The organism is Tolypothrix sp. PCC 7601 (assembly GCF_025677855.1).
Taxonomy (GTDB): Bacteria; Cyanobacteriota; Cyanobacteriia; order Cyanobacteriales; family Nostocaceae; genus Aulosira; species Aulosira diplosiphon.
Genome location: NZ_CP064879.1, coordinates 2,475,336 through 2,488,389, shown reverse-complemented (window position 1 = coordinate 2,488,389; position 13,054 = coordinate 2,475,336). Strand labels below are relative to the sequence as shown.

Sequence of the window (13,054 nt, the reverse complement as noted above, 5' to 3'; positions counted from 1 at the left end):
GGGGATTGGGGACTGGGGATTAGGGACTTGAGACTGGGGACAAGGAAGTAGAGGAAGCACAGGAGTAATAAAAAATCCCCATTACCCATTACCCAATGACAAATGACAAACACCTTTACGAATATTCTGGTTGTTCTAAAGGAATTTCAATCACAAATTCTGCTCCTTCTCTTGGCGAGGAGAAACAAGCTATCTTGCCTCGATGCTTTTGCACGACAATCTGATAGCTAATTGATAACCCTAATCCACTGCCTTGGCCTACGGGTTTGGTGGTAAAAAATGGATTAAATAGACTCGATTGCAACGACTCTTCTATTCCTAAACCATTATCCGCGATCGCAATCTTGACTGTATTGGCCTGTGTTAATTCTGTACGAATGCGAATTTGGGGATTTTGAATTAACAAGGAGGCGTGAGGACAATGCTCATTTTCTTGACTATCTCTTGTTGGACTATGAATGGCTGACTGATCTAATGCATCGATGGCATTATTCAGCAAATGCATAAAGACTTGATTTAGCTCACTGGCATAGCAGGTAACTAATGGTAAGCTTTCATACTCTTTTAGTATAGCAATTGCCGGACGATGTGTTGTTTCCCGGAGTCGATGCTGTAGCATGACTAAAGCACTATCAATGCCTTCATGAATATTGACCTGCTTCATCAGCGCTTCGTCATGCCTGGAGAAGTTTTGTAGTGCGATCACTATTTCTCGGATACGATCTGCACCTCTGTACATAGCGCCCATCAAAGTTTGCAGATCCTTCGTGACAAAATTTAAATCTACTTCTTTAACTATTTTCTCTATCTTGGCTGTGGGTTGGGGATATTCTTGTTGATATGCAGCAATGATGTCTACTAAATCTTGTATATATTCTCCAGCATATTGGAGATTACCATAGATAAAACTAATGGGATTATTAACTTCATGGGCAATCCCAGCTACTAATTGCCCGAGTGCTACCATCTTTTCATTTTGAATTTGTTGGACTTGAGCAGCCTTTAAACTATCAAGCGCATCTTGCAATAAAATATTTTTTTCTTGAATTTGAATTTGAAACAATCTCAAATTAATTTGATTTTCTATTCGGGATATAACTTCTGCGCCGTGAAATGGTTTGGTGATGTAATCAACGCCTCCAACATCAAAAGCTTTGACTTTATCTAACACATCATCAAGGGCACTAATAAAAATTACTGGTACTTCAGCAGTCACGCTATCGCTTTTAAGTGCTTTACAAACTTGATATCCATCCATTTCCGGCATATTAATATCCAGGAGAATGACATCTGGTAAAACGACTCGACAAGCAGTTAGTGCCATTTTGCCATTTAAAGCTTTGCGGACTTCATATCCTTGTGATGTTAACATTGCTGATAAAAGCCGCAAGTTATTGGGGGTATCATCTACCACCAAAATGTTACCTTTATGATTGTTTTTGTTATTTAAATTCATCTAACTAAACTCTGTCTTAAAAATAGGGGCTAGTAACTAGGAGCTAGCTAAGAGAGATATTCATGCTTTAGCTTTAGGAAATGCCTTCTGGTACGTTCGTTTTGCCTTACTTTAGGAAATTTCAGAAATTGAATTATTCAATTTTGAGTGCAAAAACGATGATTCAGATTCCTCCTCTGGTTCACCTACCTAGACAGCGGGATATTTTTTAGTTAAAAGTCTTGAAGAGTAGATTTATAGTAGACTTTCCTCGAGAAAGACTAGATTATTGCCTACATTGATGCATGAATAACTAGGTTAAAAATCAAAGATGAAAATTGTAAATAACGTTTAATGTGAATTAAGCCTTGAAACCCTTAAAATTTCGTAAATAGTCCCGAAAAAATGATTTTGAATGAATTTTGAAACTCTTATGGGATCAGAGGCGTTTCTAATTCACATTAGGCGTAAATACTAAAATTTGGTAGTTAGCAGCAGTTTTTTAGGAGCAACTGCATAGGTGGCGTGCTACCTGCTATCAATGGAATTAACAAGTTCACTTCTCTGTTCCCTTTTCTCCTTGTCCTTTTGCCTGTTTTCTCTTGTTTTTTGAGGAAGAAGTTCAATCTCTTCGCAACCAAGTCAAGTAAATTCAACCTTCACCAAGGAACTTCAACTCAATTAGTAGCGTGACTAGGGGCATAGTATCATCACAAATTTGTTGCACATATTCATATTGAGTTTGGTAACTATCTAAAGATAGATAAATTATTAATTGGTCATAATAATTATAAGTAGATAACCGTTTTTAAGCTCATCACCAAGCTTAAAAAGCTAAAATTCCGTAGTCTCTACGCCAAAGTCATTGAATAGTGGGTAAGATCCCTTAACAATAGGGCTGAAAACTGCAAGGCAGAGAATTTCATAACCTCATTGACACAAAACGTAATCTCTGCTTGCAAGATGCCGTATTTTTCTTGAGCCTAGATAAAATTTCCATTTCATACCAGCTTTGAAGATAATAGATCAAGATAGTACCCTGATGGGTACTATGAAATTTGCAGTAGAATTTTCAAAATGATGTCGTACATCTTGCCTTTAGCCAAAACAAGGTGGCACAAATGTTGATGGGAATTAAAAAATGCTTATACTCCCACACAGTAACTCCTAGGCGGCGAAACTTATAGCGATAAAACTACGTCTGGATAGAGGTGAATTATCTTCGCTCCTCTTATCAGGTGCAAAATGTCAGCCTTTTTCAAATCCTACACAGCAAGAGTGTATCCGATTTGACCATAGCTGGGCAGGTTGCTTTCTTTGAGTCGCTAAGACATAAGGTTTACAAAAATTTAAAATTTCCAAATTGGAAATGAATGCCTTAAATAGTCGAGTTTATAAGACTTGCAGCTTAAAGGTTTAAACTAGCACCAGATAATTTTGCATAACTTGAGTCCTTCCAGACGTAAATAACAATGGAATCACTAAAATTTTTCATCACAAAGATGAAATTAGGGGCAGCTGCCAATACATTAAGTTAAGTGCGACAAATGGGGGTTGTGATGCAAACTTTAAAGCAGGGTTTTGAGGAGCGCAATCTCGCTATGGTAACGGAAGCAGAAAAACTAGCGCAATATTGGCGAACTCGTCTATTGGCGGATTGTCCAGAACAAAGCGCAGCCACCAGAGAAAGTATTGTTCTGTGGCTGTTAGGACGTGATTCTCAACGCTTAGATCTGCTCAACCCCAAGGAACTGGAGATTGCCAAGCAAGCAATGGAATATCGTTATCGCATTTTGCAGCAACGTTACTTGGGGGTAGGAAGAGAACGTGCTTATCGCAACCTCACAGCGCGGTTAGCTAGTTTAATGACACTGCGGAATAAAATTCAGACTTGGGTGTCTTTGAGCCGCGATCGCCAACGTAGCGTCATCGATGTATTACAAGAAGTACTTCAGGAATTGCTGCAAAGCGATACCTATATGCAAGAGCAAATGGCAACGATTGCGGAAATTACTAGCGATCGCAGGCTGCGAGATACGTTACTATTTGCCAGCATCGAAGAATATTGCTTGCGACCAGTACGCAATCAACCGCTATTAGTTTACCGTTTTGTCAACTACCTACGGCGGACTCAACGTGGTGGTTTAACTCAAGTACCTAGTAGTGACTTGATTAGGCTAGTTTCTGAAGAAATTCTCACCGATGACAATGATAACCGGGTGAACTTGGTGGATAGCCAGGCGATCGCAGAATATCAAGAAGCACAAGAACAAGAAGAACAACTTGTTTTGAGGCAAACAATACAGGAAGAATTTGAAGCCTATTTACAAGAAAATCTCGGGTCAGAAGCAGTAGAGTGGCTGCGGCTGTATTTGCAAGGTAAGCCTCAAGAAGAAATCGCCAAAAAACTAGGTAAGCAGATTAAGGAAGTTTACCGACTGCGAGAAAAAATCAGCTATCACGCTGTACGGGTTTTTGCTCTCAAAGGAAAACCAGAATTAGTGGATAATTGGTTAGGAATTTCTTTGCAGGAGCATAACTTGGGTTTAACGCAAAACCAATGGCAACAACTCTATGAACAATTGACCGAATTGGGGAGGCAAATTTTAGATTTACGCAAAGCGGGTAACTCCATTGAAGCGATAGCTACACAATTAAAACTCAAAACCCATCAAGTGATGGGTGAATGGGGCAAAGTCTATCTTGTAGCCCAGACTTTAAGAACTCAAGAGTAACAAATTTTAGACATAAGCTTGGTATATAGCCTTATGTACTAAAATTTATTACCTTAAAGAAGGTAGCTATATTTATACGAACTAAATGCCCTAATATTCAGGATGATCACAGTCAGCTTTAGGAGTTTTCAATATTGGATTTGGGATTTATCCCCAATCCAGAATCCTAGATATTTCTTTAAAAATATTAGTATTTAATTCAGCTTGCAATAAACTAACCATGTATTGTTCGTTACTACTAAATTAGAGGCACAATAGTACTAGTAATCCACTAATCACAGTTTAAAAGTCTGTCATAATTGTTTCAGTTAGTTTTCCAATTAATAAGTATTATCACTAAATTCCTGTATTTCAATATGGGAATCGTATTTGATTTTTGAAAAAAACTTGATATGGCTTTATTCCTTCTTCCTTGTTCCTTTACTCTGTGGGAACTTTTACCTGCTCCTTTCGGAAATGTGATGAGGAGCTTGCTTCGCCTTCAGGATAAGGGTTTTGCTTTGCAGTACAGCGAACAGGTAAATTCTCAGGTGACAGGGGTTTTTCCCATTGTCGCAACTGGCGTGGAAACCCCCTGATCTACTAAAGGCTAACCTCAACACGCAGTATCTTGCAAAAAAGACTGCACAGCTTCACCTGTTTCCTCTTAGGCTAGTATTTTCCCAAATGAAACTGGATTGCAATTTGATTTTGGTGTGTGAGCAGAAGATTGAAAACCCTCACTTTTGCGCCTTTATAGGCTTAACGATCAGTTTTTAGCTAGAAATAAGAATCTCTGTGAGTGTCACAGTTGCTTTGGTGGAATACTAAGAGCAAATACGAAGTAATTAAATGAGTAAGTAAACATATGTTGTCTTCAGAAGGCAAACTAACTGATAACGATGAAGTTGAACTGCATAGGCCAGTTACAATCCCACTTCCAGGGGAGCCAGAATCGGATACCTCAAGGGAACCACCTACCTCTCGTGAGCAAATATTCTCGCTAATCGATCGTTTTTTGTCGTTAGAAGCTTGCCTTCACCACCAAATTGTACCGTTAGGGTTAAAGGACAAAAAGCTGTTAGTGGGGATTGTGAATCCTCATGATCAAGAAGCCTTAAATTACGTTAGTCGTATTTTGGCTTATATTAATTGCACAATGGTGCCTAAGCCAATTGCTAGCACTATTCACCGGACTATCCTTTCAGCTTACCTCCGCGAAAAGAATACATCCCCATCAAATAGCGAACAAAAGCCTCAGCCAAAAGTAGACTCTACATCAGAAAAACAGGAAGTTAATATTGTGGATGATGAGAACTCCTCAGCAAAAACCTCGAGTGAATTTGACCAGGAAGTAACATTTGTTGAGGAGCAAGCAGATGTTTTACTAACTATTGATTCACAAACAGACTTATTACCCGTCCCCAATACTAATGATATGTCTGGGAACAATAATGCTATCTCTAATTTACAGGGCAAATTCAGGGATATTCCAAAGGGAAAACTTCCAAGCAGTTTAAATACTGCGTCAATGGAAATTCCAGATATATTAACTCCTCTGGATGTATTGGCAACATTAACACCAAGGAAATTATTAGAAGAATTATTAGCAAGAGTCTTAGTGGGAGGTATTGGCCGCTTGTATTTGGAAAGACAGCACGATCAAGGCAGAATACTCTGGAGTGATAATGGAGTCTTGCAATCTGTAATCGAAAATCTGCCTATCTCTGTTTTCCAAGAAGTGATCAATGAATTAAAGCTATTTGCTGATTTACCTGTGACCACACTTGCAGAACCCAAACAGGTAGAGAAAGAATTGCTATATCAACGTAATAGTTTGTTGTTACGCTTGCGAATCATGCCAGGACTTTATGGTGAAGAAGCAACATTACAAGTACTCAGAGGAGCCGCATTAAAGTTTTATCAACAACAACAGTTGAATTATTTGAGCCATGACACCTTGGTAATGACCCAACAATTAAAGTTAAAGTTGCGTGAGTTAGAACAAAGGCTGCTACTGAACACTAACCTTCAATCTGAGCAATTACAAGCTGTTGTGGCGTTGAGTCACTTGGTAGAAAATTTAGATAAACATCTCAACATCCTCAATAGTGATAACCAACCACCAAAAAATGTGAAGTAATCAGTCTGTCAGTAAAACTGCTGATTGCGATCGCATTCATAATTGTTATGTTGTACTAGAATCTCAAAGCTAAAACTCTGAAAATTCACCATTAATTTTGTAAAGATTTTGCTACCGTATGACTGCCAATAATTACGGTTTTAACAATTAATAATAGCTGATCTGATTTTTTACTCTTGAATTAATTATTTACAGATATTTCATGCAGACTGAGGTTTTTAGTGAACTTTTTCCATTACTGAGTACAGCCAATCCTCAGACCTTGGAGTGGCTGCTGAATGTTGCAATTGAACATGAGTATCCATCTGAACGAGCAGTATTAATGGAAGATGCTTGGGGTAATGCAGTTTATTTTGTGGTTTCTGGTTGGGTGAAAGTGCGGCGAACTTCTGGAGAGGATTTTGTAGCGCTAGCAATCTTAGGAAGAGGCGATTTTTTCGGAGAAATGGCAGTTTTAGATGAATCTCCTAGGTCAACTGATGTAATTGCGCTGTCGCCTGTAAAATTGCTGAGTGTTTCTCGAGAACGCTTTATTCAAATTTTGTTTAAAGACCCACATTTGCATCACCGAATGCTGCAATTGATGGTACGACGAGTCCGACAAATCAACCTGCGCCTACAAATGCGCTCTTCTCCGCCAGCTGTCAAATTAGCTCAGACTTTAGTTAGTTTGGGTGAAAGCTATGGGCAAAAATCAGATCAGGGAAGAGAAATTTTTAATATTCCCATCAAAGATTTGGCTGAGGTAACAGAAATCAGTGTTGACGAAGCTAGCAAAATTATGGAAAAGCTGAATGAAAAAGGCTGGATTGAAATTGACCCTACAAATAACGTTATTGATTTAGTCAATTTCAAACAGTTGATTAATTTAGCAAACAAAGTTTAATAAGTGGTCGGCGAAATTAAAGATAATTGGCTGAGGCTGTGATTCTTACAAAGTCTGAGCGGAGGAAACCTCCGCTCAACGCCACTTGCTTTCCGACGCAAGGCGACAGGAACGTAGTGGCTTGACTTTGCGCTTTGTCCTTGGTCATTTGTCATTGTTAGGGGGCACGGCATTGCCGTGCCTTTGCTTATCTGTCACATTCTTTCTGCATTGGTATTAGTTTAGTAGAATCAAGCTTACTTAACCTGATAGTATTTAAGGATGCGATCGCTCCACATTCGCGATAGTTTCAGAACTTGGTTTATAGATAAGAATTAAGATGGCGATTGACTATAAATCTGCAATGCAGTTCGCCAAACCATATAGCCTTGGGGACTCAAGTGTAAACCATCCGTAGTAAATTCGCGACGCATATTACCTTGCTGGTCGCTAAACAAAGAATATAAGTCTATATATTTAACGCCTTGTTTTTTGGCTATGGTTCGCAGTTGTTTGTTGAGATGATAAATGCGATCGTTAGCAATAGCTAAAAGTTTCTCTCGTCTTTCCCAAGTAGATTCTTCACCCCCATGCGGCAAAATTGACTGTACAAAAATTCGCGCTTTTGGATGCACTCGGCGCAAATAATTAATAATTTGCTGTTGATTTTCTAAAATTGTCTCATCGCTAGCTCCTCGAATTAAGTCATTAATACCAATCATCACGAAAATCTCTTTTGGCTGAGTGCGCTCAAATAAATCTAATCTTTTTAATAATCCTTCGCTAGTTTCTCCAGAAATTGCCTGATTGAGCCAATTTCGGTCTTCAGGTAACAAATCTGAGGGAAACCATAAACTCAAAGAATCTCCCGCTAAGATGGTGAGATGCTGAGGAGTTTTTTGTGCAGAAACTTGGGCTTCTTTTTTTAAGATGTCTAACCATTGTTGATAATTAAGTTGGTGACGCGGGCCTAAATCCGATTTCACAACCGGAGGTTCGCTGACTGTAGCCGCATTAGTCGCCCCAACAATATTGGTTAATCTCTGCTGTTGCAAAATGAGCAGCACTATCGCCAACATCAACAGGCCGTTGGTTACTAACGAGAAAAATGCCCAAAGAGGAAAGTTTTTTGCAGAAATGGTCACGGCTAGGGAATTTACCAATTATTTTGCATCAAACTGCAAACCACTCCCATCAACTATTTAGTCAATGAGAAATTTACTGTTTGCGTAATCATACTTACAGAGGCTTACACCCTTCATTCAAGTAATATTTTTACCCTGATTTTGGCTAGTGATTTCTCTGTAGTGCTTGGTATCATAACTCAGAGAAATCAAAGTGCGTATAGTTTTAAAAGAATTGGTTTTGGGTAATGGGTAATTGGTAATTGGTAATTGGTATTTTCCCCTTGTCCCAATCCCCAATCCCCAATCCCCAATCCCCTTGTCCCAATCCCCAGTCCCCAATCCCTAATCCAAAAGCAACCGCCCTCTGAATTTTGCCTGATATATGGGGCAAATCATCAAAGGGCGTATAGTAATTCGCTAACAGGTATTTAAATTTAGTGGTTTCGTTGTTCAATAGCCAAATGTCTATTGTTCCAACAAACTTTTGAAGCTATAACGCGTAGAGCTAATTCTTGAATTATTGAGAAACATTCATGCGATCGCTAAATTCGGAGTTGTAACCTTCTTCGCCGTGTTCGTTAATATCTAAACCTTGGTATTCTGCTTCTTCCTTGACGCGTAGACCAACGGTCGCCTCAATAATTTTCAGAATCACCCAAGTACCAACAGCAGCGATCACATAAGCAATCACAATGGCTGCTAGTTCAACTCCTAATTCACCAAAGTTACCACGCAGTACGCCGTCTTTACCACCACCGTTAACTTGGGTAGTAGCAAAGATTGCGGTTAAAATTGCCCCAACTGTACCACCAACACCATGTACTGGGTAGGTATCTAAAGCATCGTCAATTTGGACTTTATGCTTGAAACTAACAGCGTAGAAGCAGACAAAAGCGGTGATGAAGCCAATTAAAATTGCTGATAAGGGAGTTACAAACCCTGCAGCTGGCGTAATGCCTACTAAACCTGCAACTGCTCCTGTAGCAGCACCTACTGCGGTGGGTTTACCGCGTAAAACTGCTTCTAAAATCAGCCACATGAGGGCAGCAGCGGCTGCTGCTGTATTAGTAGCAACAAAGGCTGTGGTTGCTATATTGGTGACTATGTTACCCGAAGTTCCCCCAGCAACAGACAAAGCACTTCCGGCATTGAACCCGAACCAGCCAAACCACAGTAAGCCAGCACCCAACAAAATAAACGGCACGTTATGCGGTGGGCTGAGGCGATCGGGATGTTGTTTACGAGGGCCAAGGACGATCGCGGCGACGAGAGCTGAAACACCAGAACTGATGTGAACTACTGTCCCACCTGCAAAGTCTAAAGCACCTAAACCACCATACAATCCCAACAATCCACCTTTCGCCCATACCATGTGAGCAAGAGGTGTATAGACAAAGGTTGACCACAGCAGCACAAATAGAGCATAGGCGCGGAAGCTCATCCGTTCTGCGATCGCGCCAGAAATCAAAGCTGGAGTAATAATGGCAAACATGGCTTGGTAAATCATGAATGCCTGGTGGGGAATTGTTCCAGCATAGGAAACCACTTCTGGAGGGTTGGAACCTTTAAGATAATCAGTGACTTCTAAGCCCACACCATTCAAACCAAGCCATTGCAATCCCCCGATAAACGGTAAACCGGGTGCGAAGGAAAGGCTATAGCCCCACAGAATCCAGGTGACACCCACGATCGCCATCAACACAAAACTCATCATCAATGTGTTGAGGATATTTCGCGATCGCACAAATCCACCATAGAAGAATGCCAATCCTGGTGTCATTAGTAGCACTAATGCTGCTGAAATCAGCATAAATGCTGTGTCTCCAGTATCAGCAGTCGGAGGAGCAGCCGCAGCAGCTTGGGCAAAAGCATTGCCCATTAACGGCCCTCCCAACAGCAACAGGGTCATAGCCCCAATAATTACAACTTTCTTCAACACTTGTTTTTGTCCCCGAACACCAACATTGTTGTTTCACTTTTGACCAATATAGTATTGTTTTATACTTTATTTTGTCTAAATAAGTTACTCCAATTTAGTTGTTTAGAAAGGTTTATAAAAACATCATACTAATTGCAGATGCTAAATTTTGAATAATTTGTATAAAGATGCAATAATTACATTTTTATATTCTTGTAATGTATTATGTGTTAGCTATATTCAAAGCAAAATGTGTTGAAATATAACTCTTACAAATAATACCTAGAATTAGTTAGTAAGTATGAGCAAAATTCATACTAGATTCATCTGTGGAGTTACATATTTACCTAATTATTCTAGTTTCTATTTGATGAGCAAGTTGAAGTAACCTGTGTTTGTACAATTCAGTAAAAAAATTTTAAACTATATTCTTGGTGCGTACACAATCACAAAAACACTTAACAAAGCTAAACAAGCTCCGATTAAATCGTATTGGTCTGGATGGACACCATCTACCAACCAACCCCAAACCATTGCGATTGCAATAAAAATCCCGCCATAAGCAGCATAAACTCTGCCAAAATTTGCAGGTTGTAGAGTAGCTATTACTCCATACATAGCTAAAAAAATACCACCTAATAGCCCCCACCACATAGGCTTATTTTCACGCAACCATAACCATATTAAGTAACCACCTCCTATTTCAAACAAAGCAGCCCAGACAAAATAAAACAGAGACTTCATCATTAATTTATTAGTTTTTAAATGTGAAATAAAAATCCCACCACCTGTATGTGCATAAAAATTACAGGGGTGGGTTGTTATCAGTAAAATCAAGAAAAAAATCAAACGTTACAAGGTATTAGGTAAATCACGACCTTGTGGAACGTCTCCTGAACTGTAACCTTCAGAAAATCCATCGGAACTAGCTTCTGTAAGAAATCCACTGTAGGCTTCCATACCGTGTTCACCGATATCTAAACCTTCCAATTCCTCTTTACGAGTTACTCGGATACCCAAAGTAGCTTTCAATACCATCCAAAATATGCTACTGAGCAAGACTGTAATACCACCTACAGCCAAAATGCCTACTATTTGCGGAATTAGGGTGCCAAAGCCACCACCAAAGAACAGACCATGTGGGCCTACTGGTTTCCCAGCTAGGTCAACTAACCAAGGATAGCCACCAGGGCCGACAGCAAACAGACCTACTGCCAAAGTTCCCCAAACACCACAAACTAGGTGAACTGAGGTAGCGCCTACAGGGTCGTCAATACCGATGCGATCGAAGAAAGGAACAGAAAAGACGACTATTACACCAGCAACTAAACCAATAATTACAGAGCTGCCAATGTTGATGTAAGCACAAGATGCTGTGACACCAACCAAGCCAGCCAAAATACCATTGATAATCATTGACAGGTCTGGCTTGCCTAAGTACAACCAAGCTGTAATTGTTGCAGCAATTCCACCTACTGCACCCGCCATGTTAGTTGTTAAAGCAATGTGAGTAATTGCGTTGGGATCAGCAGCCATGACTGAACCGGGGTTAAATCCAAACCAGCCTAACCAGAGAATTAAACAGCCTAAGGTAGCAATACTCATGTTATGGCCAGGGAGAGCCACAACTTGTTTATCTTGATATTTTCCAATACGCGGGCCCAAGAATGCAGCCCCCATTAAAGCAGCCCAACCACCAACTGAGTGAACGACTGTAGAACCAGCAAAGTCCCAGAAGCCCATATCAGCCAACCAACCAGCACCCCAAATCCAATGTCCGGTAATGGGGTAGGCAATACCTACAAGTAAGATGCTGAAAATGAGGAAGTCAACAAACTTAATCCGTTCTGCAACTGCACCAGAAACAATTGTGGCGGCGGTTCCAGCAAATACTAATTGGAATAAAAATTTGGCAGCTAAAGGAACACCTGTCCAACTCAAGGCACTAAAAATACCTTTGTAAGCGTCTCCAGTTGCGGGACTGTTATCTGTGCCTCCTAGGAAAAATCCACTCAGCCCAATAAAATCATTCCCATCGCCAAACATTAAACCAAAACCGATTGCCCAAAAAGCTACTGTAGAGAGAGCAAAGACAATCAAGTTTTTAGCTAGAACGTTGACAGCATTTTTTTGGCGGCAGAAGCCGGTTTCTAACATACAAAAACCAGCGTTCATAAAGAACACTAAAAATGCTGCGATCGCTACCCATAAAGTGTCAATAGCAACTTTTAGTTCTGCTGTGGTTGGCCCTGCAGCGGGTGCTTGAGCAAATGCAGCATAACCCCATCCTAAAACTATTAAACTAGCTAAAGCTAGGCTAGCTTGCCAATTGGGGGAGAGCCGTTTAATTGTGCTAGCTAATCTGTCTATATTTGATTGAGATTTTGAACTTTTAAAGTGACTTTTTGCTGTTCTTTGCCTACTTTTGGCTTTTAATTTCTGTTTTTGCGTAAGTTTGAACATTTTACTCCCAACAATTTTTCCAGGAAATACAGGAAATAATATAGTTAAGCCAACCGAAGTAGCACTTGAATCTCATCAACTATTTGTTGATATTTGGCCGTTCAAGTAATTTGGATTGCAAATCAGAAACTCGAATATCCTAATAGGAGTGTAAAGAAAGATTGCTACTTTTGTAAATATTTTTTCCAAATTTCAAGTTGACTCAAGCAGGAATTATTAATTGTGAAAAAGTCAAGCCTGATTCACTAAATCTTTAATTTTTAATGATGAAGCTTAGAGATGTACTCCTTCATCTTTAATGAGAAACCACCACAACATTTTAGAGAGTGAAAATTCACCTCCATAACAAAATTTTGGATGCCATCTAAAATTAATTTACAGGAATCATA

Annotated in this window: 10 protein-coding genes; 4 read left to right on the top strand and 6 right to left on the bottom strand. The window is 39.7% G+C overall.

The window, feature by feature from the left end:
* Positions 1 to 115: 115 nt before the first annotated feature.
* Positions 116 to 1,456, bottom strand: coding sequence for a hybrid sensor histidine kinase/response regulator (locus HG267_RS10430; protein ID WP_045869533.1), 1,341 nt, complete (start codon positions 1,454 to 1,456; stop codon positions 116 to 118).
* 1,526 nt (positions 1,457 to 2,982) lie between these two features.
* Between HG267_RS10430 and HG267_RS10425 the strand changes: the two genes are divergently transcribed.
* The 4 genes from HG267_RS10425 (at position 2,983) to HG267_RS10410 (ending at position 7,178) form a co-directional block, all read left to right on the top strand.
* Entirely contained in the window at positions 2,983 to 4,170 is a 1,188-nt protein-coding gene (locus tag HG267_RS10425) for a HetZ-related protein 2 (protein WP_045869532.1), read from the top strand.
* Positions 4,171 to 4,562: 392 nt separating this feature from the next.
* Positions 4,563 to 4,748, top strand: a complete 186-nt coding sequence (locus HG267_RS10420; RefSeq protein ID WP_045869531.1) for a hypothetical protein — start codon at positions 4,563 to 4,565, stop codon at positions 4,746 to 4,748.
* A 269-nt stretch (positions 4,749 to 5,017) separates the two neighbouring features.
* A complete protein-coding gene (locus HG267_RS10415) occupies positions 5,018 to 6,292 on the top strand; it encodes a hypothetical protein (protein ID WP_045869530.1) in 1,275 nt (424 codons plus the stop codon).
* A 202-nt stretch (positions 6,293 to 6,494) separates the two neighbouring features.
* On the top strand, positions 6,495 to 7,178 hold the full coding sequence (locus HG267_RS10410) for a Crp/Fnr family transcriptional regulator (protein WP_045869529.1): 684 nt from the start codon (positions 6,495 to 6,497) through the stop codon (positions 7,176 to 7,178).
* A 314-nt stretch (positions 7,179 to 7,492) separates the two neighbouring features.
* Here the strand turns inward: HG267_RS10410 and HG267_RS10405 are convergent, their stop codons facing one another.
* The 5 genes from HG267_RS10405 to HG267_RS10385 all read right to left on the bottom strand — a co-directional run bounded on the left by HG267_RS10405 (position 7,493) and on the right by HG267_RS10385 (position 12,665).
* Positions 7,493 to 8,302, bottom strand: a complete 810-nt coding sequence (locus HG267_RS10405) for an SGNH/GDSL hydrolase family protein (RefSeq protein ID WP_071989372.1) — start codon at positions 8,300 to 8,302, stop codon at positions 7,493 to 7,495.
* A gap of 117 nt (positions 8,303 to 8,419) precedes the next feature.
* Entirely contained in the window at positions 8,420 to 8,623 is a 204-nt protein-coding gene (locus tag HG267_RS10400; protein WP_155539127.1) for a hypothetical protein, read from the bottom strand.
* 178 nt (positions 8,624 to 8,801) lie between these two features.
* The gene (locus tag HG267_RS10395) at positions 8,802 to 10,193 is read right to left on the bottom strand and encodes an ammonium transporter (protein ID WP_304941078.1); all 1,392 of its coding nucleotides are present in this window, start codon (positions 10,191 to 10,193) and stop codon (positions 8,802 to 8,804) included.
* 432 nt (positions 10,194 to 10,625) lie between these two features.
* Positions 10,626 to 10,949 (bottom strand): YnfA family protein, encoded by a 324-nt coding sequence (locus HG267_RS10390; RefSeq protein ID WP_045869700.1) that lies wholly within the window; start codon positions 10,947 to 10,949, stop codon positions 10,626 to 10,628.
* 105 nt (positions 10,950 to 11,054) lie between these two features.
* Positions 11,055 to 12,665, bottom strand: a complete 1,611-nt coding sequence (locus HG267_RS10385; protein ID WP_045869525.1) for an ammonium transporter — start codon at positions 12,663 to 12,665, stop codon at positions 11,055 to 11,057.
* Between the last annotated feature and the right edge of the window lie 389 nt (positions 12,666 to 13,054).